General features: G+C 33.3%; 23 protein-coding genes. 6 read left to right on the top strand and 17 right to left on the bottom strand.

Annotated features, from left to right (window positions below; translation table 11 throughout):
• Positions 1-191 precede the first annotated feature (191 nt).
• From BLV37_RS01555 to BLV37_RS01505, 11 genes are all read right to left on the bottom strand, one after another.
• Positions 192-587, bottom strand: coding sequence for an iron-sulfur cluster assembly scaffold protein (locus BLV37_RS01555; RefSeq protein ID WP_091726536.1), 396 nt, complete (start codon positions 585-587; stop codon positions 192-194).
• A gap of 244 nt (positions 588-831) precedes the next feature.
• Positions 832-1,158, bottom strand: a complete 327-nt coding sequence (locus tag BLV37_RS01550; protein ID WP_091726532.1) for a NifB/NifX family molybdenum-iron cluster-binding protein — start codon at positions 1,156-1,158, stop codon at positions 832-834.
• 46 nt (positions 1,159-1,204) lie between these two features.
• Entirely contained in the window at positions 1,205-2,032 is an 828-nt protein-coding gene (locus BLV37_RS01545) for an Mrp/NBP35 family ATP-binding protein (RefSeq protein ID WP_091726266.1), read from the bottom strand.
• 66 nt (positions 2,033-2,098) lie between these two features.
• Positions 2,099-2,959 carry an ATP-binding protein gene (locus tag BLV37_RS01540; RefSeq protein ID WP_091726264.1) on the bottom strand — a complete coding sequence of 287 codons (861 nt, stop codon included), beginning with the start codon at positions 2,957-2,959 and terminating at the stop codon, positions 2,099-2,101.
• On the bottom strand, positions 2,937-3,794 hold the full coding sequence (locus BLV37_RS01535) for a nucleotide-binding protein (RefSeq protein ID WP_091726512.1): 858 nt from the start codon (positions 3,792-3,794) through the stop codon (positions 2,937-2,939). The genes BLV37_RS01540 and BLV37_RS01535 overlap by 23 nt, the downstream gene beginning before the upstream one ends.
• A 4-nt stretch (positions 3,795-3,798) precedes the next feature.
• Positions 3,799-4,164, bottom strand: coding sequence for a NifB/NifX family molybdenum-iron cluster-binding protein (locus tag BLV37_RS01530; RefSeq protein WP_091726262.1), 366 nt, complete (start codon positions 4,162-4,164; stop codon positions 3,799-3,801).
• A 28-nt stretch (positions 4,165-4,192) separates the two neighbouring features.
• On the bottom strand, positions 4,193-4,564 hold the full coding sequence (locus BLV37_RS01525) for a DUF134 domain-containing protein (protein ID WP_091726259.1): 372 nt from the start codon (positions 4,562-4,564) through the stop codon (positions 4,193-4,195).
• Between the two features lie 86 nt (positions 4,565-4,650).
• Positions 4,651-4,917: a DUF5320 domain-containing protein gene (locus tag BLV37_RS01520; RefSeq protein WP_091726256.1), complete on the bottom strand. Its 267-nt coding sequence runs from the start codon at positions 4,915-4,917 to the stop codon at positions 4,651-4,653.
• A 327-nt stretch (positions 4,918-5,244) separates the two neighbouring features.
• Positions 5,245-6,900, bottom strand: a complete 1,656-nt coding sequence (locus tag BLV37_RS01515) for an S-layer homology domain-containing protein (protein ID WP_176967818.1) — start codon at positions 6,898-6,900, stop codon at positions 5,245-5,247.
• Positions 6,893-8,782: a hypothetical protein gene (locus tag BLV37_RS01510; protein ID WP_091726251.1), complete on the bottom strand. Its 1,890-nt coding sequence runs from the start codon at positions 8,780-8,782 to the stop codon at positions 6,893-6,895. The genes BLV37_RS01515 and BLV37_RS01510 overlap by 8 nt, the downstream gene beginning before the upstream one ends.
• Positions 8,783-8,848: 66 nt before the next feature.
• Entirely contained in the window at positions 8,849-9,184 is a 336-nt protein-coding gene (locus BLV37_RS01505; protein ID WP_091726248.1) for a hypothetical protein, read from the bottom strand.
• Between the two features lie 188 nt (positions 9,185-9,372).
• Here BLV37_RS01505 and BLV37_RS15255 point away from each other — a divergent pair, with 188 nt between their 5' ends.
• The 3 genes from BLV37_RS15255 to megL all read left to right on the top strand — a co-directional run bounded on the left by BLV37_RS15255 (position 9,373) and on the right by megL (position 14,049).
• Positions 9,373-10,755 (top strand): LuxR family transcriptional regulator, encoded by a 1,383-nt coding sequence (locus BLV37_RS15255; RefSeq protein ID WP_091726246.1) that lies wholly within the window; start codon positions 9,373-9,375, stop codon positions 10,753-10,755.
• A gap of 326 nt (positions 10,756-11,081) precedes the next feature.
• Positions 11,082-12,644: a sigma 54-interacting transcriptional regulator gene (locus tag BLV37_RS01495; protein WP_091726244.1), complete on the top strand. Its 1,563-nt coding sequence runs from the start codon at positions 11,082-11,084 to the stop codon at positions 12,642-12,644.
• 202 nt (positions 12,645-12,846) lie between these two features.
• Positions 12,847-14,049, top strand: coding sequence for a methionine gamma-lyase (gene megL / locus BLV37_RS01490; protein ID WP_091726241.1), 1,203 nt, complete (start codon positions 12,847-12,849; stop codon positions 14,047-14,049).
• 91 nt (positions 14,050-14,140) lie between these two features.
• Here the strand turns inward: megL and thpR are convergent, their stop codons facing one another.
• From thpR to BLV37_RS01465, 5 genes are all read right to left on the bottom strand, one after another.
• The gene (thpR, locus tag BLV37_RS01485; protein ID WP_091726240.1) at positions 14,141-14,695 is read right to left on the bottom strand and encodes an RNA 2',3'-cyclic phosphodiesterase; all 555 of its coding nucleotides are present in this window, start codon (positions 14,693-14,695) and stop codon (positions 14,141-14,143) included.
• A gap of 35 nt (positions 14,696-14,730) precedes the next feature.
• Entirely contained in the window at positions 14,731-14,934 is a 204-nt protein-coding gene (locus BLV37_RS01480) for a hypothetical protein (RefSeq protein WP_091726237.1), read from the bottom strand.
• Positions 14,935-15,002: 68 nt separating this feature from the next.
• The gene (locus tag BLV37_RS01475; protein WP_091726235.1) at positions 15,003-15,842 is read right to left on the bottom strand and encodes a pirin family protein; all 840 of its coding nucleotides are present in this window, start codon (positions 15,840-15,842) and stop codon (positions 15,003-15,005) included.
• A gap of 20 nt (positions 15,843-15,862) precedes the next feature.
• A complete protein-coding gene (locus BLV37_RS01470; protein WP_091726232.1) occupies positions 15,863-18,781 on the bottom strand; it encodes a transporter substrate-binding domain-containing protein in 2,919 nt (972 codons plus the stop codon).
• The gene (locus BLV37_RS01465) at positions 18,781-19,869 is read right to left on the bottom strand and encodes an HD domain-containing phosphohydrolase (protein WP_244270442.1); all 1,089 of its coding nucleotides are present in this window, start codon (positions 19,867-19,869) and stop codon (positions 18,781-18,783) included. The genes BLV37_RS01470 and BLV37_RS01465 overlap by 1 nt, the downstream gene beginning before the upstream one ends.
• A gap of 578 nt (positions 19,870-20,447) precedes the next feature.
• Here BLV37_RS01465 and BLV37_RS01460 point away from each other — a divergent pair.
• Genes BLV37_RS01460 through BLV37_RS01450 form a run of 3 tightly spaced genes read left to right on the top strand, consistent with a single transcriptional unit; the run spans position 20,448 to position 22,308 of the window.
• Positions 20,448-20,819 (top strand): GntR family transcriptional regulator, encoded by a 372-nt coding sequence (locus BLV37_RS01460; protein ID WP_091726227.1) that lies wholly within the window; start codon positions 20,448-20,450, stop codon positions 20,817-20,819.
• Positions 20,816-21,514: an ABC transporter ATP-binding protein gene (locus BLV37_RS01455; RefSeq protein WP_091726224.1), complete on the top strand. Its 699-nt coding sequence runs from the start codon at positions 20,816-20,818 to the stop codon at positions 21,512-21,514. Before BLV37_RS01460 ends, BLV37_RS01455 begins: the two co-directional genes overlap by 4 nt.
• Complete coding sequence (locus tag BLV37_RS01450) at positions 21,508-22,308, top strand: hypothetical protein (protein ID WP_091726222.1); 801 nt, start codon at positions 21,508-21,510, stop codon at positions 22,306-22,308. The genes BLV37_RS01455 and BLV37_RS01450 overlap by 7 nt, the downstream gene beginning before the upstream one ends.
• A gap of 99 nt (positions 22,309-22,407) precedes the next feature.
• On the opposite strand, the gene BLV37_RS01445 is transcribed toward BLV37_RS01450, so the two are convergent.
• A complete protein-coding gene (locus BLV37_RS01445) occupies positions 22,408-23,373 on the bottom strand; it encodes an ABC transporter ATP-binding protein (protein ID WP_091726220.1) in 966 nt (321 codons plus the stop codon).
• Positions 23,374-23,382: the final 9 nt, after the last annotated feature.

Genomic DNA, 23,382 nt, shown 5'->3' with positions numbered 1-23,382 from the left:
CTTAATAAAGTTCCATTCTATTGGTAACAAATTTTACATATATTATATTATAGCATAATAGCTTTTCCAATAAAAAACAGATATTTCTATAGTTATTACGAATAATTAACCCTCTTACTGATATAAGAGGGTTAATTATTCGTTAAATTTTATCATCTGAATTTGAATTGACTAGAACTAATAATGCTTTATTACTTCTCTAATATACTTTTGTTCTTATTAATATAATCTACTATAGCCTTTTTTAAAGCAATAGGCCCTAGTAATGAGCAATGTTCCTTTTCTGAGGGTAATCCTCCTAATGCATTTATTACATCTTCATTAGAAATAGCATAGGCAGCCATTAGAGGTTTCCCCTTTGCTAGCTCTGTTGTCATACTGCTGGTTGAAATCGCACCTACACAGCCATGAACCATAAACTTAATATCTTTTATAAAATAATCTTTAACTGAAATAGTTATTTCAATATAATCTCCACATTCTGGATCTCCTGCTATACCTACACCATCAGGATTTTCAATCTTTCCTACATTTCTAGGATTCATAAAGTGATCTATTGTTTCTTGGGAATACTGATTATGTTCCATATCTTGCATATACTCTCCTTTTCAAAAGTTTCAAACGTTATTGATACTATTTAATTTTACTATAAAATTTAAGATTAATCTATGGGTAGCCCGTTTCTCTATGGAAAGAAATAATTCTTTTCTAGCTCCTATAGAAAAACATAAAAATCTGATGGCTATTATTTAATATACAGTAGCCATCAGACTAGTGAGTTTTCCTGGTAATTTTATTTCTAGAGCTAAAACTCTATCATGAAAATATTAATTATTCTCCACATTCACCATGGTGTTCATGCTCATTACATATTGAACCTGTAGATTTTAGTCTTCCTTGTAAAAATGCTTCTACTACTTCCTTTGCATTTCCCATTACTCCTGTAATCACTTGAATTCCTTTTTCATTGAATATTTGTACTGCACCTGCACCCATTCCTCCGGAAATAATAACATTGACACCTAAATCATTTAAAAAATTAGGTAAAAATCCCGGTTTATGACCTGGATTAGATATGGCCTTTACTTCAAGAATTTTGCCATTTTCTACATTAAAAATATTAAATGCTTCACAGTGGCCAAAATGTCCTGTAACCATTTCTCCTTCGCTTGCTACTGCAATTTTCAATTTAATACCCCCATTCTTATTTTTCTAATACTTCTGCTATAGTGTCAAGCCAATTAAAATCAAAAAACTCAATCATGCCTTTATCGCAAGCCTGTGCAATTTCAGGTTCTATAGGCAGCTTTGCCAGAACTTCTATATTGTGCTTTTCTCCTATTGCTCCAATATTGCTTTCACCAAATACATTTATTTTCTTATCACAATCTGGACATTTAATATAGGACATATTTTCAACTAGACCTATGACGGGTATATTCATCATCTCTGCCATTTTTACTGCCTTAGCTACAATCATAGAAACTAGCTCTTGGGGGGATGTCACAACAATAATTCCATCAACAGGTATAGATTGAAATACTGTTAAAGGAACATCGCCTGTTCCTGGTGGCATATCGATAAACATGTAATCGATATCCTTCCATATAACATCCTTCCAAAATTGTTTAACTGTCCCTGCAATTATGGGCCCTCTCCAAACTACTGGATCTGTGTCACTTTCTAAGAGTAAATTAAGGGACATAATATCTATCCCAGTTTTACTCTTAACAGGTAATAAGCCTAGTTCATTTCCTACAGCTTTTTTATCTATTCCAAATGCTTTAGGTATAGACGGACCTGTAATATCTGCATCTAAAATAGCAGTATTGTAACCTCTTTTATTCATTGTTACTGCAAGCATGGATGTTACTAGTGATTTTCCAACGCCACCTTTACCACTAACAATACCTATTACTTTTTTAATGCTACTGAGCTCATGTGGTTTTTCGAGAAAATTATTTATTGGTGATGTTCTTTCATTACATTCTTCGCTGCAAGCTCCACAATTGTTATCGCAACTTTTGCTCATCTTTAAATCTCCTTTAGCTCTAATTTTTTCAGAATTATTTTATGATTTATTAGTTATATTTTTATATTAATTAAATAATATATCCATAGTCTTCTTAAAAACGGTCTTTGTAGCACGTCCTGAAGCACAATCATTATCTACAATGCTTTTTCCTTCATTAATTGCTTTTACTGCATGTGAATCGAAGGGTATTTCACCTGCAAAGTCTAATCCTTGTTTCTCACAATAGTCCTTTATTTTTTCTGTATTCTCCATATTAGTATCAGATTTATTTATACAAATTGCAATTTTAGTTTGAAATCTTTCTGCCGTTTTAATAATTCTCTTCATATCGCTAATTCCTGAAATAGAAGGCTCTGCAACTATCAAAACCATGTCTACACCACTTAAGGATGCTATTACAGGACACCCAATGCCTGGTGAGCCATCAATTATTGCAAGCTCTACATCTGTAGCTACTGAGTGCATCTGTTTTTTCACTTCTGTTACCAGCAGTCCTGAATTTCCACTTCCCATATTTAGTTGAGCCGTTGAAAAAACAGTTTCATTTTTATATAGCATCAACTCTCCAGATATGGCCGGTTCAAGAGTTATGGCTTTTTGAGGACATATAGCCTCACACACTCCGCAGCCTTCACATGCATAATAATTAATCCTATATTCTTTATCCTTATCTACAGCATGGAAACGACAATTTTCCTTGCACAAGCCACACTGGATACATAGGTCAGGGTTGATTTGTGCTTTTGGTAAGCCATAATAATCTCTTCTGGAAGGTTCAGATGTTTGAGCCATTATCAGGTGTAAATTTGGAGCATCTACATCACAGTCTGAAAAAGCCTTTGCATTTGCAAGCTTAATAAAAGCACTTCCTATAGTGGTTTTCCCTGTTCCACCTTTTCCGCTAAGGATTAACAGTTGTTTCATTCTGAACCTCCTCAGTTATAGTTTGAAGTAATCGGGAGAATATATTCATATACTTTTCACTTTCCCTGGCTGCAATAATAGCATTTGAGTTCAAGACTCCTAGCTCAATATCAAAAGGAATCCTTTCTAATATTCTTATTCCTTTCTCTATACAAAAAGTCTCTGCAGGATTTTCTCCATCTAAGCATTTATTAAGCACTACCCCATGAGGCTTATTAAATAATTTTACTAGCCTATATACCATATTAAGATTGTGAACACCAAACAAAGTAGGCTCTGCCACTAATATACAATAATCTGCATCCTTTATACTTTCCATAACACTGCAGGCACTTCCAGGTGGACAATCTATGACAGTTAGATTGTTGGATTCTAGCTTATAATTCAAAAGCTCGTCAATAATAGGAATACCTGTTGCTTCACCTGTATTTAATATACCAGTAAGCACAGTTACATTTGCTGATGTACCTTTCTGAATCTTTCCTATGAATTTTTCCTTTTCTGATAGTGCTTTTTGAGGACAAAACAGAACACAGCCCCCACAGGAATGGCATATATTGTCAAACACTATAAGCTTATGATTTATATAGGCCAAAGCATTGAACTTACAAAACTCCACACATTTTCGGCATCCATTACAAAGCTTTTTATCTGCAAAAGGAATTTTTACTGATACCCTATTAGAAGCTACTTCTTGTGGTTTAAAAAAAAGATAACCATTAGGCTCCTCCACATCACAGTCAATATAAGTTGATGATTTGGCAGCTGAGGCTAAATTTACAGATAAAAAGGTTTTGCCTGTGCCTCCTTTGCCACTTAAAACAGCTATCTTTATCCCTCTATTTTTCATGACCATGAAATCCTGGGTGAATATGGTCAAGTAAAGATAGCTGACCTAAATTAAAAGCATTGACATTATCTTCAACGGATTCGTTTATAGTCTTATATATTTTAACATTTGCTTCCCTTAAAACTTCTGCAGCATTCTCACCACATCGTGGAGTAAATAGCACGTCTATATTTTTGTCTATTATTATTTGAACAGCTTTTATTCCTGCTCCACCTTGACTATCTGCTGCAGTATTATCTAAGAACACTCTTTCATTTGTTTCTGTATCAGTTATCATAAAGTAAGGCGCACGACCAAAGGATTGAAATATGGTTGCCTGTGCTGATTTGTCACTTACTGGAATTGCTATTTTCAAATTAAATCCTCCTCTAATTAAATATTCTTTAATTTTCTTCCTCAATAAATCCTCTACCAAATCTGAACCTGTGACAATTGTTGCCTCCACAAGTTTTCCCAACACCGTTACAAAGCTTATAATCTCCACCTTCTATTCTAAGTCCCTTCCCTTCTACTAGGGATTCTGCTAATTTTTTTCGAGCATCACTATAAATACGCTGTACTGTTGTCCGTGCAATATGCATTTGGTCAGCACACTCCTCTTGAGTCAACCCTTCAAAGTCTATTAGTCTAATAGTCTCATACTCATCAACAGTCATATCTATAAAGTGATTTTGACTTAAGGGAATATTTAGTGGTCCAAAACGATTGTTTTCTGGTAAACAGCATACTTTTCTCCACTTTCTAGGTCTTGCCATATTCTTCTCCTTTTCTGCATAATAATAAAGTAAAATTTTCCTGTTCCTTATAAGAATAGCATGGGCGCCCTATATCTATACTATTCTTACAGACTTTCGATTTGCTTGTTTATGTTCTCAAGCCTGCTTTGAAGAACTTCTTTTTGCTTAGTTAAAAACTCTTGTTCAGTCATGACTGCTGGTTCTCCATTAAAAAAACTGCTAAATCCAACTCCACATCTATAACCAAAACCACGACTAAATCTACGTCCTATTCTTCCATCATATCTTCCATTAGCACCTATACAAAAACCTAAGCTCCTTCCACTCATTGGACCACACCCTATTGGACCAGTTCCATCTCTTCTTGGCATTTTCATACCTCCCTTCAGTTATTGACATATGCCCTTTTCAATTTCTATTATATTTTATATTGGGCATATGTCAATAACTTTTTTTCTATTTTTATAATAATTTTCTAAGGCTTTATCACTTTACATTTAACCCTGTATACCTTAAACCCTTGCTTTAAGCCGATTATTTAGGTGTTTTTTTTGCAAAAAAAGTAGCCCTGCTCTCCTATGGTAGGAAGACAAGGCTATAGATAATTGAAGTAGGTTTTGATTATTTATACTAATTGTTTAGTTCTATATATTTTAATCTAATAATTTTTTTGCTTTACTTCATCCATAAATTCAGACTTACTTTTTCAAAATATTATATATTAATTGAGCCATTTCCCCTCGAGTAGATGTTGACTTAGGCTCAAGTCTTCCATTGCTTCCTGATATAATTCCTCCTTCAACAAGAGCTTTCATAGCTTCCTTCGCCCAGCTCTCTATAAGATTTACATCAAAGAAATCCTCTATTCTCTTGCCTGTAGCTTCTGTAGGCAATTCTTCCATAGTCTTAAGCGTGTTGTATAACAACGCAAACATTTCTTGACGTGTAATTTCCTTATCTGGAAGGAATAGATTGTTACCAACACCTTGAGATATATTTAGTCTTTTAGCTGCTGACAGGTAGCCCGTATAATAAGTGTTTCCTCCATCAGCAAAATTATCTACTGGGTATGTATCTGGCTGAATTCCATATGCTCTCATGACCATAACAATGAATTGTGCCCTATTTAATTTCCCCATTGGTGTATAGTTGTTATCACTAGTACCTGCTGTAATATTACGAGCTGCTATAAAGCTTACTGCTTTACTATACCATGCGTCTTCCTGTACATCATCAAAGCTTATGCTATTGTATCCAATAGCGAAAGTTGAAAAATGATTTGTCTTGAAGGTTATTTGCCCAGTATTTTCATTATACATACAATTTCTCACAATTTCTGGCTTTCCTTGGGGATTTATATAGTAAACCACAATAGCCTCAACATTCTCCATAGGCTTAGGACTATAAGGAATCCTCACTGTAAGTTTTCCATTAAATTTACTGATTTGCTTTTCACCACTCATTACAGAAAAATCAAAGGCTGGTCTATCTTCTACTAATTCTTTTGCCTCTGACGATAGCTTATCTTTATCCGAATAAGCTATACAGATAACTAAATCACCTTCACTTGTATCTCCAATTTCCTTTAGGGTTTTTTCATCAAAGAGAATAGAGCCTATAGGTGTATCTATAGTTAGGGAATCAATCCTAGATTCTTTAATGTTTCTTATAACTTCTTTTGGTAATATTATTTCTAAGGACTTATTATCTCCTGTTGTCTCTACAGCAATTTTAATATCTACCTTGTTAATACCAGATTCTTCAGCCTTTACTAAAGCATCAGCTATTACTTTGTTCATATTATCTGTAGGAATGTTTATTATTGTTTGTCCATCCCTGTCTGTTACTCCCGTAGCTTTAATAGTAGCAGTGACTTTACTAGGCTCTGTCTCTACCTGTAATTCTGTCTTTTGCTCTGATTGCTTTGGCGTTTCTGGTTTGCTTGGTGTAGGTCTAGAGTCGTCAACTTCCTCATCAATTGGAGGACCCCCTGTGCTTGCTACACTAAACTGAGCTACATTATATGAACCACCTGTATAGTCTGCACTTCTAACCTTGTAGGTTCCTACAGCAAGAGCTCCTACTGTTATAGAGCTTTCAAAGCTTCCATTATCTAAGGATGCGGTTCCAAAATAAAGCAAATCACCATTAGGCTTTAATATTTCAATTACAATAATTTCTTTAGCTATACCTTCACCTGCTCCTGTTACTTTAACTGTTCCAGTAGAGTTATTATATGACGCTGTTAATTCTGTTACCGTACCGCCTATAGCAGCTTGTCCAATATTGCTAATGGGTAATAGTATCATTGTGAGTAAAATAGTAACAACCACAAATCTATATATTTTATTCATAATCCATACCATCCTTTCCTGAACCCCAGTCTTTATGATTAGGCATTAAATGACCCCATCCAGCTCCTACACCAAAGGTTGCACCGCCAAATGTATTTGAACCTTCATCCACACCTTCCTTTGATATTAAAAATGCAGTTATACGGTTAGCCCTAGATACAGATGCATAATCTGGATGCCCTTTTCTATACACAGGGATTTCATCTCTAAAAGGTTCACCTTCAATTAATACTTCAAATTGCTTTGCGCCTAAAATACGATTATTTTCATAATACATAACTAAAAGGGTATGATCTATTAAGTATCCTTCCTCAAATGCGAAAACTCCTACAAAAGTAATATAATCTTCACCATTGTATTCATATGGTGTTCCTCTCGGTGTAGTTATTTCTTCACCTGATTCTAGAATTTCCCTTTTATGTTCTTCGTCGTATTCCATTGAAAAGGCATCTAATAATACTCTTCGTATTTCGAGAGGTACTTCACTTGTGCTATTATCTTCAAATTTTAATGTTAATGTAAGCCTTACTACAGGTTCTATTATATCTGGAAGAGTCACTCTCCAATGCTCATCCAAATGACCATCTTGTTCCTTAAACTCTGCAGTTATACCTTCACCTTCTATACCTAAAATAACAAACCTTTTACCTATGTTAGATGGTTTAATAGATACTTCTTCATTTAAGAAATATACAAAGGAGGTAGGAGTAGCATTAGTTCTACCAGAAGCATCAATAACACCTGTACCCCAATCTCCTGCTCCAATTTCAGGCTCTACGTTTATGCCAACAAAGTCATCCTCATAAAAAGTAATGAAAGCATGTCTATTGTGATTATCATACATATAGTGGAGTGTTGCCTTGCCAAAATTTTTATAAACTGTTAGCTCTGGACCATTAACATTGCTATGGACAACATATTGAGACCTGTCAACTACATATTCAAGTACTCCCCATCCACCAAAATCCGTTAGCTCTTCATCCTCTGTTTCTACTTCCATTCTAATTGTTATACTGCTTTTATTTTTGAAATCAATCTTGATATTTGGCATGCATTCTTTAGTTGTATAGAAGGGTTCCTCTTCCCCTTCATAATAGAAATTAAATATCTCTTCTCCACAATCTGGCCAGCCTGGTTCTCCTGGTTCTCCTGGCTCTCCTGGTCCACCTGGTCCTTCAACTATCTCTGTGACTATAATATTTTTTGTAGCATAACCTACTAAATAAGAATAATCTCCACCTTGCTCTGGTTCTTGCTGAATTACATTATAAAAACATACAAATAAAAAATAGTCTCCAGGATCTAAATTTTCATGTCTAGTGTTTTCTAAAGGTTCTTGTGGATTGCTATTAAAGCCTGCAGGTAATCCATCGTTCTCAACATTCCAAGTATGACTAGGTATCAGTACAACTCTAAATTCATCTACGTTTGATTTTATTTCTTCTGGTAAATTGTCTTTTATCACAGATACATTAACTCCTGAGCTTCCTGATGTGTTTATTTCAGCAGATATAGCCGTATCTGTTACCATCACTACATCACTTTTTTTGTAAAGCGGTAATGGCACCCTCTCCCATGTGTGCTCATTTAATTCAAAATTCTCATTAGTTGTATAATAGCCATCTGCACTTGCCTTTAGTTCATATCTGCCATTTGTTAATAAGTATTTGTATTCGTTATTATCCTTGCTTTGAAAATCCACTACTTCTCCGCTATCAGCAGCATATACTGCAAATGATACCGTTTCCGAAATCATGTCATTTGTTTTCCCATCATATAGTTCAAAGGTTATAGTTTTTCCTTCTCCATAGGCAATGTTTGAGATAGGTATCATAACTAGCAATAAACTCATGATGATAGATATAAAGCACTTTACTTTCATAGCTTATCTCCTCCTTATAAACATAGTATTAAACTACTCATAAAAACAATTTTACTTTTATAAAGCTTATACACAATATTTAGAAGCTTCTATTCTCCCTCCTTTATTAAACCTAGCAGTTATTATAATAATCCTTTCAAATAATTTTTCTATATCCTCTTTTGATTCTTCATTTTCCGATGCACCTTGCAATAATATTTTTGATTCTCCAAATTCAAGTAAGGAGATTAAGGAAAGAGTTATTTTGTATTTTTCTGAATTAAATGATTTTTTGCTTATGCTAATGAGCCCTAAATCTCTATTAGCTTCTTCAATAACAAAATTCATCTCCTCTAATGCATCATATATAGCATTAAATATAATGCTTTTATCTAGATTAAATTTTTTCGAGAGAACAATCATATACCCTCCACCTCCCTTATATTAACTATAAGTCTAAGGATATAATCTTAGTAGGACAGGCTTGGTATAGGGAGTCAAAATGCAGGGGTAGTTTTAGGGTAGGTATGTGATAGGATAGTACAAAATTTTACTTTGAAATATAGTATATTTTGTCGTATAATAAATTAACATAGTATGGGAGTGGTAATATGAATCGTAAAAATTTTCTTTTGTCTACGGGGATTATTGCTCTTTATTTTTTATGGGGCGGCTCTGCTTATATATCACAAATGTATAGGCTTCATGCATTCCTAAGTCCAGAGCAGGTAGATATTATTGCAATGCGTTGGAATTATATAGCTCAAGCCTTAGGTATAATTTTATTTTCATTATTTTTATGGTATGCCCCTAGCCTTGCGTCTAAACCTTCTACTTATGCTATTGGAATGTTTATAAATGCAATAGTAATCACAGTAATGCTCACCTGGAATAATCTCTTTATAATTGTATTTAGTGGTGTTATTATGAACCTATTTCTTGGAATTTTTGCTGCCTACCAATTTGCTGTACTAGCTACTCAGGTTCCTCAACAAATGCGAGGGAGGGCTTTTGGATTTGCTTATGCTATAGGTAGTATTGGAACTTATTTGATTTCCTTAATGCTCAATGGTAGGATGATGGAGTCAGGCTATGTGGTGCTTCTTTATATTGGATTTATTCTAATAAACATGAAACTTATATCCGCAGTACAAAACTTGCCTATTTCTGAGGAAAATAAAAGGATTACATTAGAATCATTTCCTAGTAAAAGCCTACTTCTACAGTTTATAGCTGTTTTTCTTTTAATGTCATTGATTAACTCTATAGGCTCTAATTATCAATCCTCAACTATATTCCATAAAAAAATTAACTTTGAGTTAGCAAGAGCATTCTATGCATTAGGCTTAGTCATTGCAGGGATAATTGCTGATAAAAGTAGAAAATATGGAGCACTTTGCTGCTTAGCAAGCCTGTTTTTCCCATTTGCTGCTATCGTATTATATAAAGAGCCTTCATTTATATTTATAACATGGGCTTTTAGCTATTTACTACTAGGCTTTTACTCTGTTTACCGTGTGATTGCTTTTGTTGATATTTCTAGCAAAAAAACAGAATGGCTTCCTTTGGCAGGTTTAGGCCTATGTGTTGGACGGGTTGGAGAGGCTTTAAGCACATTTATCCCTAGTGCTTTATTGCATAGTTCAATTTTTAGTACTATTTTAATAGCTGCTTTATTTATGCCACTTATTATTTTGTTTATTATACTATTTCAAAGGCTATATATGACAAGCCTATCTATTCCTAAGACTCAAGAAGATTTTTATAAGGAATTTGAAAACGAGTATTCTCTTACAAATAGAGAACGTGAAATTTTACGTTATGTCATTAAGGGTTATTCTAATAGTGAAATCTCTAGCCTTGCATACATATCTGAAAACACAGTCAAATTTCATATAAAAAATATACTAAAAAAAACTAATTGCTCCAACAGAACTGAAATTATGGAGCTTTTGCAAAAAATGGAACTTAGTACCAATGATTTTATGTACTAGCATTTTTTAAGTATGGTCAACAAAATAGCCCTGTTCTCTTATAATAAGAGAACAGGGCTATTTTGAGAATAACTTCTGAAAATAGGCTTAGCATATTATTAAGAAAATTTGGTCTTAAGGTATTATTTAAGATCAATCCTAAGCTTTAGTATTATTAATAGGCAATGCAAAACTTTAAATAAAATAAAGGATTTTCCATAGAAAAATTGAATATCTCTTGTGACACAGCTTTTGATAAGGCTCATTAGGTCAGGTTATTTGGATAAAGAAAATAATGTAAAACTATTGTATTCGTTATGAAAAATTCCTTAGAACAGGTGAAAAATATGAATAGGTTTGTTAGACTTGAAATAATTACAGAAGATAAGATTGGAATGACATTAGCCATACTATCTCAAATTTATTCTGCTAATATAAACTTAAATTCTTTAGAGGTTTTTCCTAAAAAGGTTTGTGTTAAAATGCTAAGTATAGATGAAGCTAAAAAAAATCTACTAATAAAGAATCTATCAGGATTAGACGGGGTAATTGCCATAAATGAAATAGATTTGCTTTCCTACGAAACAAGCGAAAGAAAGCTTCATGCTATTATTAACTCGGTAGAAGATGGAATAATCTCTATAAACAAGGATTATAAAATAGAGATTTTTAATGATTATTGTGAAAATATTTTTAACTGCAAAAAGGAAGATGTTTTAGGCACAGATATAAGAAAACTCATTAACAACAATTCATCTATTACAAACCTCATGAAGAAAGAAAATAAACATAAGGACTTTCAATTAAACATAGAAAGTACAGGCAATAAGCAGTATATATCCACAGAAAATCTTATTAAAGATGATGATGACAAAATTCTCGGTGCTGTAATATCTATAAAGGATACTGAAAGGGCCATACAAATAGCAAATATTATTTCTGCTAATAAGGCGGATGCTTTTAAGGATATTATCGGTAATAGTCCCTCTATTGAAAAAGTCAAAGAAATGGCTCAGCTAGTAGCTAAAAATGATTCAACTATTTTGCTGCGAGGAGAAAGCGGGACAGGAAAAGAGCTTTTTGCAAAGGCAATTCAAAACCTAAGCAATAGGAGGAGCAAAAGCTTTGTTACATTGAACTGTGCTGCCTTACCAGATACCTTGATTGAAAGCGAGCTGTTTGGATATGAAAAAGGAAGCTTTACTGGAGCCTTTGAAGGTGGTAAGGATGGTCTTTTTAAAGAAGCCCATGGCGGAACATTGTTTTTAGATGAAATTGGTGAGCTTTCTGGAGCTATGCAAGCAAAGCTATTAAGAGTTTTGCAAGAAAAAAGCATTAGAAAAATAGGTAGTACTAAGGAAGAAAAGGTTGACGTTAGAATAATTGCAGCTACTAATAAAGACCTAGAGAAGATGATTCAAGATAATAGCTTTAGAGAGGATTTGTACTATAGATTAAATGTTATCCCTATACATATTCCACCTCTTAGAGAAAGACTTGAGGATATTCCTTTATTTGTAGCATTCTTTATAAACAGTTTTAATAAAAAATTAGACAAAATAGTGGAAGGAGCAGAAGGGGAGTTTGTGAATAGACTCATGAAGCATAGCTGGCCTGGAAACGTTAGAGAGCTAAAGAACGTAATAGAAAGGGCAATGAATCTCTGTGAAGGTAGTTTTTTGAGGACAGAGAACCTAATCATAGCATCACATAAAAACATTTCAGCACCTGAAAGCTATCTATATTCTAGGGATAGTCTGCCACTAAAAAAACTAGTGGAGGACTGTGAAAAAGGTGCCATTAAAAGTGCCTTAATAAACAATAAAAGCATTAGGGCCGCTGCCAAGGCTTTAGGCGTATCTCACACTACTATCATAAATAAGGTCAAAAAATATAATATAAAGTGGTGAGTTTGGTTTCCACATGGAAATTAAACTCACCACTTTTATTCTTTTGTGGCTTAAAAGCTTTCCATTGCCTTTTACTATTTGCTTTTATGTACTACATAATGGCTATTTTATAATATAGTATACGATTCTTGTATTATTTCATTTCTGGTATGATTTTTGCTTATTATAAATAATAAATAGATAATATTAAAAGGAGGACACTATGGATAGAGAGGGATTAACAAGCATGGGTTTCGGAACAAAGGCCGTACATGGTGGACATAAAAAGGATATTGCCACAGGGGCTTTGACTACTCCTATTTATCAAACTTCAACCTTCGTATTTGATTCTGCTGAGCAGGGTGGGAGAAGATTTGCTTTAGAAGAAGGAGGCTATATATACACTAGATTAGGTAATCCAACAAATACTCAAGTTGAAGAAAAAATTGCATTATTAGAGAATGGTGAAGCTGGTTTGTCTACTGCTTCTGGTATGGGTGCTATCTCCTCAGCTTTATGGACAGCTTTAAAGGCAGGAGATCATCTTATTGCTTCAGAAACTCTTTATGGTTGTACCTTTGCTTTTTTGAATCATGGCTTGACTAGATTTGGTGTGGACGTAACCTTTGTAGATACTACTAATCCTGAAAACGTGAGAAAAGCTATGAAGGATAATACTAGAGTAATATATTTAGAATCCCCCGCTAACCCCACCTTATTAATTTCTGATATAAAGGCTATATCTGAAATTGCTCATGAAAAAGAAGATTGTTTAGTAATAGTAGATAATACCTTTGCTACTCCATATATCCAAAGACCTTTAGAACTTGGTGCAGATGTTGTTGTTCACTCTGCTACAAAATATTTGAATGGGCATGGAGATATTATTGCCGGCTTTGTAGTAGGAACCCAGGATTTTATAAATCAAGTACGATTTTTTGGTATAAAGGACATGACTGGTGCTGTTTTAAGTCCATTTGATGCTTTTCTGCTTATGAGAGGAATGAAAACTTTAGAAATAAGAATGGAAAAGCACTGTCAAAATGCTATGGAGGTTGCCAATTTTTTAGAATCTCATGAGGCAGTTAAGAAAGTATATTATCCAGGACTAGAAAGCTTTGAGCAATATGATTTAGCTAAAAAACAAATGAATTTACCAGGAGCAATAATAGCCTTTGAGCTTAAGGGTGGCATAGAAGAAGGTAAAAAGGTAATAAATAATACTCATCTTTGTAAAACCGCAGTAAGCTTAGGGGATGCAGAAACACTGATACAGCATCCAGCCTCAATGACTCATTCTCCATATACTCCAGAGGAAAGAGAAGAAGCTGGAATAAGTGAAGGCTTAGTTAGATTGTCCGTAGGTCTAGAAACCTGCAGTGATATAATAAATGATTTAAAATATGCTTTAGATTCAATACTTTAAGCTTATATATAAATCTTTAATATAAAGCCACTTAGCTACTCTCTTTGATAATAGTTAAGTGGCTTTATATATTTACTTTACTACAAAATTTTTAAATAATACATTGCCTAAACTCACTTACATAAATAGGCTTATAAGTTAGCCTATTGTTTACCCTAGCGCTTTCCATTAGGGAAATTTTATCTGCAAATATATTTATATTATCTGTTTTTATTTTTTCAGCTAGCTTATTAAAATCTTCTTTAATAATTACTTCTCTTCCTAAGGTAATATGAGGAGTAAAGCTCCTGTCCTCTTTTGGATAACCTTCTTCTTCTAGACCTAGTTCTAAATTATAATATAGTTTTTTAAGTGTTTCACTTTCCTTAAGACCCATCCAGATTATCATCCTATTGCCTCTAGGGAAATATCCCAAATTTTTAAAAACCAATTGGAAGCAGTTTTGTTCTAAACTTGTTTTGTCTATTACTCTTTTTAGAATCTGTATTTGATTAGTATCTACCTCTCCAATAAACCTAAGTGTTAGATGGAAGTTTTCCTTTCTAGTAAAATTACCTCTCTCACTATAGTTGGTAATTAAACATTGTATTTCATGTAAATATTCCTTGATTTTCTCTGAAAATTCTATCCCTATGAAAACCCTCATAAGTATACCCCGTCTAACAGATTATTTATATAGTATCAAAAAAAACCTCTTACTATCATTAATAAGCCCATAATTGCCAATGGAACACCAATAATAGCACCAATAACAGTTAAGCTTAAAACTATACCTAGGATTATGAAAACAAAGCCTAATATTATAGCAATTAGTCTTCCTGTTATCTTGATTATATATTCAACTAATTTTCCTAATGCAATAAAAGGTAAAAACAAAACTCTCATCTATCCCTACTCCTTTTTATAGCACTCATATAAGTATTCTGGTTTTATCATTTATGATTTATATTATTCTATTTTTTAATGAATATTCCTTCTTTTAACTCTTTAAAGGCTAAATCTAACTCTTCCTTAGTATTCATGACTATTGGTCCTCCCCATGCAACTGGTTCATTTAATTTTTTCCCGGTTAAAAGTAAAAATCTTGCAGGGCTTTTCCCTGTTTTTACTCTGATAGTGTCTCCCTCTGTAAAAAGTACTCCGTTAGGATAACTAATCATTTCTTCTTTTTCAACATTAAAATTAGCTTCTCCTCTTACAAGAAAAGCAAAGGCATTAAAATCATAATCAACACTATAAACAAATTCTGAATTCTCTTTTAGTTCAACGTCAAAAAAGCTAGGCTTTGTTTCTGTAGCCTCCATTGGTCCTTTTTTTCCACCATATTCTCCTGCAACAATATGCACTGTATAGCTTTCCTCTTCATATACAGGAATCATTTCCTTAGTTATATCCCTATATTTAGGTTCTGTCATCTTTTCTTTTTTAGAAAGATTAAGCCAAATCTGAACTCCTAGCATTTGTGGACTTTCCTGTGGCATTTCCTGATGGAGAATTCCTGAGCCTGCTGTCATCCATTGACAATCTCCATCACGTATTACTCCTTTGTTGCCCAAGCTATCACCATGCTCTATTGCACCATGGATTAAATAGGTAACAGTTTCGATTCCACGGTGTGGATGCCATGGAAATCCTTTAATATAATCCTCTGGATTAGTAGAATCAAAGAAGTCCATCATTAAGAAAGGATCAAAATCTGGTATTTCGTAGTATCCAAAGGTTCTATATAGACTTACTCCTGCACCATCCTTTGCTTGTCTTCCCATAAAATATCTCTTTATTTTTCTATCCATTACTAATCCTCCTTCAGTCCTTATTCTATATCCTCAAAATTATTTCTATAATGACTTGTTCTAGTTGATTTTCGAATAGCTTGCAGTAGTTCCTTTAGTAAAGTATTAAAAGCAGTATGATGAGACTTAATTTCCTCTTCATCTTTTTCTTCAAGAGATTTCTGTAGGCTAACAGCAACACTATGAAGTTTATCTGCTCCTATGCTTCCTGTGCTGCTTCTTGTCTTATGCACAATCTGAATTGCATCACTATATCTTTTTTCATTTATTGCAAGGGATAAGCTTTCGATTGTGTTTTTATTTTCTTTATAATATTCCCCTAATATCATTTCATAAAGCTGAGCATTGTTTCCTAAGTTTTTTAGTCCCCTGGCTTTGTTAAGAATATCCGAATTTTCATTGTCTTTAGCTAAAGATGCTTCTATAATATTACTCAAGGTTTGGATAAAATATTCTGGCTCAAAGGGCTTGCTGATGTAGTGGTTAATTCCATGAGCATGACATTTTTCCTTTACCCCTTGAATTACATCTGCTGTCATGGCTACAATTGGAACAGATTTTGATATTTCTCTTATTTTTATAGATGCGTCATAACCATTAAGAACAGGCATATGTAGATCCATCAAAATTAAATCTATATCCTGAATATGCTCCCTAAAGGTCATAATGCCCTCTGCTCCATTTTCTGCACTCCAAACTGAAAATCCTGCCTGCTTAAGAAGGGATTTGACAATTAATAGATTGGTCTTATTGTCCTCCACTACTAAAATTCCATGAGAACTTCTTGATGGCTCCATTATTTTCTCCTCTATTGGCTCTAGGACTCCATTAGCCACAATGGCATTAGCTTTAAATGTTTCTAAAATTCCGTTAAACAATATAGATGGGATAATAGGCTTTCCAATTCCCGCATGAACTCCATTTTCATCTAGCTTATCAAACAAGTCTTCTCTCATCATAGGCAGTAGCATTATTATCTTTGGCATACTAACTATTCTTTTGTTATTCCTCAGTGATTCAATAAATTTAAACCCTCCTTCTATAGGAGTATCATAGTCTAGGATAAGTAAATCATAAGGATTGACAGTTTTGCCGTTAGCTGTTTCTAGCATATTTATAGCGCTGACTGGTGATGTGGTTAGCTCACAATTCATTCCAAAAGCACTGAGATAACTATCGATAATATTAATGTTCCCTCCACTTTTCTCTAAAACCAAGGTTTTAATATCTTTAAAATAATATGCAGACATTTGCTTCTTATATTCTTTTTCTTTTTGAGCATCTACTTCCAAGGCAAGCTGGATAACAAAAGTAGAACCCTCTCCTTCTGTGCTGAAAACCTGTATATCTCCACCCATCATGTCAATTAAATTCTTTACAATGGATAGTCCTAGTCCTGTGCCTCCAAATCTTCTAGTAATACTAGCATCCCCTTGGGTAAATGGTTGGAAAAGCTGCTTAATCTGTTCCTCTGACATTCCAATACCTGTATCCTTTATTGTAAAAGATAAATAGTACATATTAGCTTCCCTAGCTACTAGTCTAATATGGAATAAAATTTCTCCTGATGTAGTAAACTTAACAGCATTGTTAATAATATTGAGAAGAATCTGTTCTATTCTTTTAGAATCACCATAAAACCAGTTAGGTATTTCAGGATCCTTTGTTAGCCTAAGTTCAATCTCCTGCTCTTCAATTTTATAGGATACAATATTAACTACTTCTTGAATTACCTGATCTAAGCTGAAGGATATCCTATCTATTTCAATTTTTCCAGCTTCGATTTTCGAAAAATCTAGGATATCATTAACAATTCTAAGCATATTATTTGATGCTTGTACTATTCTTTCAACATACATTTTCTGAGTTTGCGATATATTATCTTTCTTTAACAAATAGGCCATACCAGTAATAGCATTTAGAGGTGTCCTTATTTCATGAGACATACGAGCCATAAAACTAGATTTAATATTGTTTGCAGCATCTGCTTCCTGCTTAGCTTTCTCTAAATCTATTTGAATCCTTTTACGCTTTTCAATCTCTTTACGCAAGCGAACAATCCAAAATATGGATATCAGCCAAATAAAAAATATTAGGGAGCCAATTATTAATACTATCCTAAAAATAGGACCATAATCCATTTCACTTTCAAATCCTATCCATTTATTGTTAATACTAATTCTCTCTTCCTCAGTTATTGTATCAAGAGCTTTATTCAGTATACCGACAAGCTCTGGCCAATCTTTTCTAACAGCAAAATGTATGGCCTGTTGCTTTTCTGCTTCAAAAGCTACAAACTTTAAATTCGTTAAACCCGTAGATCGTATTAAATAATTAGTAGTAGCTAGATTCCCCACAAAAGCCGTTTCTGAACCATTTGCAACTGATGTTAGGGCTGTCTCTACGGACTCATATAGGCTTAAATTAATTCGGGGAAATGATAATAAATAGCTATGATGAGAGCTGTTTTTTTGAACTGCAACTGTTATCCTTTCTAAATCCTCTATCCCTTTAATGCTGCTAGTGGTGTCTCTAGTGACAATTACCCGTTTAAAATAATAATATGGCTCTGAAAATAAAAACTGCTCCTCTCTTTCAGGGGTCTTTGAAACAGCAGGAAGCACATCTATATCTCCTTCAAGAGCTTTTTCATATGCTTCTGGCCATGTTAGTCCTTCGACAACTTCCATTTCTAATCCAGTTTTTTCCCTAAGTATTTGAATATAATCTGCTGCAATTCCTTTATAGTTTTTATCTTTATCTATAAATTCAAAGGGAACAAAATTAGGATCAATGCCTAATCGAATGACAGGATGTTTTTTTATAAATTCAAGCTCTTCTTTGGTCCATTGAATTTCAGGATTGCTGGCACGATAAAAAGGAGAAGCATATAATACTAAAATTAAAATGCCTATAATTAAAAGGATTCTGCGTTTCATTAAGCCTCCTCCTTCACTAACTCCTGCACATACCTTTTAGAAATCTCTAAGATTTCATCTTTAATTTCTAAAAAGCCTTCAACAATTTTAGGATCAAAATGCTTCCCACTTTCTTTTTTAATATATTCTATTGTATAAGAAAATCCATAGGCTGGCTTGTATACTCTTTCACTCATCAAAGCATCGTATACATCAATAATAGCCATGAGCCTTCCTGGTAGGGGTATAGACTCTCCTACTAAGCCCAATGGATATCCAGTACCATCGTATTTCTCATGATGAGCTCCAACAATCTCAATAGCTGTTTTTATAAAGCTTGGTATATGTTCATCATCATATAAATCATTTTCTAAGGCTTTTACCCCATAATTTACATGGTTCTTCATAATCTCGTATTCCTCTGTTGTCAGTTTGCCAGGCTTTAATAGTATATTGTCTGGTATGCCCACCTTACCGATGTCATGAAGTGGAGTCGTAGTTACTAGCTCTTTTATGTAATGGTCTGTTAAAATATCCTTGTATTCCTTCTTCTTTTTTAAATGTTCACAAAGCATTTTCATTATTTTTTGAGTTCTTATGGTATGATTGTGGGATTCAATGTTTCTAATCTCAAGAAGCCCTACTAAGGCATGGATAGTAATGTCACGTGTTGCTATCAGCTCTTTAGTTTTCTTTAAGACCATTGAGTCTAGTCTTTCGTTATCCCTTTCAACCTTCTTCTGTACTTCTTTTAGCTTTAGATGTATATCTATTCTGATTCTTAAAGATTCAATATTTAAAGGCTTTCTAATATAATCAACTGCTCCTAATTTAAGGCCTTTTACCTCGTTATCTATTTCATCAAAGTTAGTTAATATTATAATTCTAATGGAGCTATATTTTGGATTATTTTTTAAAGACTGGATAACCTGAAATCCATCCATATTAGGCATGTTCAAATCGAGTATCATAAGATCAATATCTGGTGTGGTTTCAATCAACTGCATAGCCTCTAGTCCATCACTGGCAGTTAAAGTATGGTAATCTTCTAACATACTTTCAATAATCATACGATCTGTAGCTGAATCATCAACAATTAATATCTTCATGCCAATATCTCCCCCTATTATCTAGCTATTAGTTTTTAAGAGTTATAATTCTGGTCTTTTTTATCACAGTTCCTTCCATTTTTACTTTAAAAGAAAAGTCTATTTATAGTTTTATATAGTTTTGCTTAATTTAAAGAAAACCTTCATAGGGTCTTTAAATTATTTCGTACAATGGGGAAGAGTTTTGACTGAAAGGGACTGTGTTAAAAAAGCATTGTATTTTATACATACCCTTTTTATAAATTCTTAACTGGAAAAGTTTTTCTACTACTAAAATTAGTAATTTATTATTTTTTGCCTTATAAATTGTACATATCTGAAAATCACTTTTCCTTATGAGCATTGTTTTTAATAATCTATCATATTGCAACTTTATTCGTCAATTGTTTAAATAGAATTTCCTGAATTGCAGCTTAATTTAGGCTGTTATTACTATATAAATTGATTTATGATGGGTATTGTTCTATCAATAATTTATTATTTTTTTAAATATCTATTGCAATTAAATTAATAATCGTGTACTATTGTATTAATCAATTAATACAATAGTACAGCTTTATAAGCAAAGGAGTGATGAAATGCAATGGAATATTGACTCAGAGCGACCTGTATATATTCAGCTAATTGAACAGATACAGGCAGGAATCATATCAGGCCACTATAGTCTTGGAGATAAGCTGCCTTCAGTTCGTGAATTAGCAGCTCAAGCTGGTGTGAACCCCAATACTATGCAGAGAGCATTATCGGAATTGGAGCAAACTGGATTAGTTTATACTCACCGAACCAGTGGCAGATACATTACCTCAGATGTAGAAATGATTAGAAAGCTAAAAAAGCAATCTGGGAAGGATATTGTTTTAGATTTCATAGAAAGGATGAAGCAAATCGGCTATGAAAAAAAGGATATTTTAGAGATTGTGACAAAAATATTAGGGGAGATGATAGAATGAATCCTATTTTAGAATGTAAATCAATAACCAAAAAATATTCAGGTTTTGCTGCTCTTTCAGATGTTAGCTTAACATTAGAAAGAGGTCGTATTATTGGACTACTAGGTCCAAATGGAAGCGGAAAAACTACTTTAATTAAATTGATTAATGGTCTTTTAGTACCAGATAGTGGCATAATCAAGATTGCAGGCAATGAGCCTGGAGTAGAAACCAAGAAAATTGTTTCCTATTTACCAGAAAAAACATACTTAGCTGATTGGATGAACGTTACTGAGCTTATAAGATTATTTGAAGACTTTTATGCAGATTTTGATTCTAAAAAAGCATATGAAATGATAATAGATCTTAAAATCAATCCAAAAAAGCCCCTTAAGGCCCTATCTAAAGGAACAAAGGAAAAGGTTCAGCTTATTTTAGTTATGAGTCGTGAAGCCGATTTGTATTGTCTTGATGAACCTATAGGAGGAGTAGATCCCGCATCAAGGGATTATATTTTAAATACTATTATAAATAACTATAGAGAGAACTCTACAGTCTTAATCTCTACACACCTTATTGCTGATATTGAAAAAGTATTAGATGAGGTTGTTTTTCTTAAGGATGGCTCTGTAACCCTTCATTCTTCTGTTGATGATGTCAGAGCAAAAGAAAGCAAATCAATTGATTCATTATTTAGGGAGGTGTTCAAATGCTAGGTAAATTAATTAAACACGAATTGAAGGCAACTAATAGATTATTAGTACCTTTATATCTAGCATTACTAGGTATATCTATTATTAACCATTTTCTATTCCCTTCTGCCATAAATGGTGGTTTCCTTGGACTATTTGTTGGATTTTTAATAGTTGCTCAAGTAGTTCTAGCTATTGCAATTTTATTTACAACGATTATATTTATGATTATTAGATTTTATAAAAATCTTTTAGGTGATGAAGGCTATTTAATGTTTACACTACCTGTCAAAGCTTATCAATTGATTATTTCAAAGCTTATAATTACACTTTTTTGGTTAATTATCAGTTTAATAATTATATTAATTTCTCTATATGTAGCTTTTTCTGCCTCTGTTAACATGAATATAATTCTTAAAGAAATTAAATTTGCTTTTTCTGAGCTATTAACAATATTTGAAGGAAAACAGCTTATATTACTAACAGAATTCATTATCATAGTACTTTTAGCCTCAGTTGAAAACATATTATTAATATATGTTTCCATTGCAATAGGTCAATTATTCAGTAAGCATAAGATTATTGCATCTTTTGTAGCCTATGCTGTTATTTACCATGCTCTACAATTAATTATGCTTATAATTATCCTTGTTTTTGGCTATGCAACCTCTGGAAATATAGGCTTGGAAACTATAAAATATGTGAATATGGTGCCTCAGGTGTTTTTACCATTTACCATAATAACCAGCTTAATAGGATGTATTGTGTTTTTTACAGGAACTAATTACATTTTTAAAAGAAAACTTAATTTGGATTAGAAACAATACTCCCTCTGTCATATGTTAAATGACAGAGGGAGTCCAATATAACAAAATAGACTTTTCTAATAACCTTAGAGTACTAATGTAGGCTTTAGTTTACTCTACCTCATGAAGCCAGCATCTTGACCAATGCTCTTTAGAAATCTCTTTTAATTCTGGCAGCTCATCTTTACATCTGTCAAAAGCTTTATGACAACGATCCGAAAACCGGCATCCTTTTGGAAGCTCTGTTAGATGCGGTACGTATCCCTCAATAGTATCTAATCTCTTTTTTCTGTCATCTATTCTTGGAATACACTCCATTAGCTTTTGTGTATATGGATTTAGAGGATTTTTAAATAATTCTTTATTTGGTGCAATCTCCATAATTTTTCCACAATACATGACCACTACTTCATCTGCCATTTCTGCTACTACTCCTAGGTCATGAGTATTTAATATTATAGACATATTGTACTCATTTCTTAAATTACGGAGTAGGTCCAAAATTTCTGCCTGAATTGTAACGTCTAAGGCCGTTGTAGGCTCATCTGCAATTAATATTTTAGGATTGCAGGCTATTGCCATAGCTATCATAAGTCTTTGCCTCATTCCTCCACTAAACTGTTCAGGAAGGTGATTATATCTTTCTTCCCCATCAGGGATTCCAACTGCCTTCATCAGCTCTACTACAATTTTTTTTGAATCTTTTTTTGTAGCTTTTTTATGTATAATTAAGGCTTCTTCAATCTGCTTCCCTACTTTAATCATGGGGTTTAGTGTTGACATTGGATCCTGATATATCATGGCTATTTCATTTCCCCGTATTTTTTGCATTTCTCTTTCACCTTTTTTTAGTAGGTCTTCTCCCCTATAATATACTTCTCCTCCTATTATTTTTCCTGGAAAATCAACTAATCCCATGATAGAAAGAGATGTTACGCTTTTACCACTTCCAGACTCCCCTATGATTGCTATTGTTTTTCCTTCATCAAGAGTAAAACTTATATCATCTACTGCAGGATACTCATTCCTATCTAAGTAAAAGTATGTCTTCAAATTTCTAACCTCTAGTAATGACATATTATCCCT

This window comes from Proteiniborus ethanoligenes (genome assembly GCF_900107485.1).
Classification (GTDB): domain Bacteria; phylum Bacillota; class Clostridia; order Tissierellales; family Proteiniboraceae; genus Proteiniborus; species Proteiniborus ethanoligenes.
The sequence above is the reverse complement of the archived record's forward strand: the minus strand, read 5'-3'. Positions and strand labels throughout refer to the sequence as shown.

Excerpts from the sequence above, each read along its gene's own strand:
- BLV37_RS01555 (WP_091726536.1), bottom strand. The coding sequence starts at position 587 with ATGGAACATAATCAGTATTCCCAAGAAACAATAGATCACTTTATGAAT.
- BLV37_RS01550 (WP_091726532.1), bottom strand. The coding sequence starts at position 1,158 with ATGGTTACAGGACATTTTGGCCACTGTGAAGCATTTAATATTTTTAAT.
- BLV37_RS01545 (WP_091726266.1), bottom strand. The coding sequence starts at position 2,032 with ATGAGCAAAAGTTGCGATAACAATTGTGGAGCTTGCAGCGAAGAATGT.
- BLV37_RS01540 (WP_091726264.1), bottom strand. The coding sequence starts at position 2,959 with ATGAAACAACTGTTAATCCTTAGCGGAAAAGGTGGAACAGGGAAAACC.
- BLV37_RS01525 (WP_091726259.1), bottom strand. The coding sequence starts at position 4,564 with ATGGCAAGACCTAGAAAGTGGAGAAAAGTATGCTGTTTACCAGAAAAC.
- BLV37_RS01520 (WP_091726256.1), bottom strand. The coding sequence starts at position 4,917 with ATGCCAAGAAGAGATGGAACTGGTCCAATAGGGTGTGGTCCAATGAGT.
- BLV37_RS01515 (WP_176967818.1), bottom strand. The coding sequence starts at position 6,900 with ATGAATAAAATATATAGATTTGTGGTTGTTACTATTTTACTCACAATG.
- BLV37_RS01510 (WP_091726251.1), bottom strand. The coding sequence starts at position 8,782 with ATGAAAGTAAAGTGCTTTATATCTATCATCATGAGTTTATTGCTAGTT.
- BLV37_RS01505 (WP_091726248.1), bottom strand. The coding sequence starts at position 9,184 with ATGATTGTTCTCTCGAAAAAATTTAATCTAGATAAAAGCATTATATTT.
- BLV37_RS15255 (WP_091726246.1), top strand. The coding sequence starts at position 9,373 with ATGAATCGTAAAAATTTTCTTTTGTCTACGGGGATTATTGCTCTTTAT.
- BLV37_RS01495 (WP_091726244.1), top strand. The coding sequence starts at position 11,082 with ATGAATAGGTTTGTTAGACTTGAAATAATTACAGAAGATAAGATTGGA.
- megL (WP_091726241.1), top strand. The coding sequence starts at position 12,847 with ATGGATAGAGAGGGATTAACAAGCATGGGTTTCGGAACAAAGGCCGTA.
- thpR (WP_091726240.1), bottom strand. The coding sequence starts at position 14,695 with ATGAGGGTTTTCATAGGGATAGAATTTTCAGAGAAAATCAAGGAATAT.
- BLV37_RS01480 (WP_091726237.1), bottom strand. The coding sequence starts at position 14,934 with ATGAGAGTTTTGTTTTTACCTTTTATTGCATTAGGAAAATTAGTTGAA.
- BLV37_RS01475 (WP_091726235.1), bottom strand. The coding sequence starts at position 15,842 with ATGGATAGAAAAATAAAGAGATATTTTATGGGAAGACAAGCAAAGGAT.
- BLV37_RS01470 (WP_091726232.1), bottom strand. The coding sequence starts at position 18,781 with ATGAAACGCAGAATCCTTTTAATTATAGGCATTTTAATTTTAGTATTA.
- BLV37_RS01465 (WP_244270442.1), bottom strand. The coding sequence starts at position 19,869 with ATGAAGATATTAATTGTTGATGATTCAGCTACAGATCGTATGATTATT.
- BLV37_RS01460 (WP_091726227.1), top strand. The coding sequence starts at position 20,448 with ATGCAATGGAATATTGACTCAGAGCGACCTGTATATATTCAGCTAATT.
- BLV37_RS01455 (WP_091726224.1), top strand. The coding sequence starts at position 20,816 with ATGAATCCTATTTTAGAATGTAAATCAATAACCAAAAAATATTCAGGT.
- BLV37_RS01450 (WP_091726222.1), top strand. The coding sequence starts at position 21,508 with ATGCTAGGTAAATTAATTAAACACGAATTGAAGGCAACTAATAGATTA.
- BLV37_RS01445 (WP_091726220.1), bottom strand. The coding sequence starts at position 23,373 with ATGTCATTACTAGAGGTTAGAAATTTGAAGACATACTTTTACTTAGAT.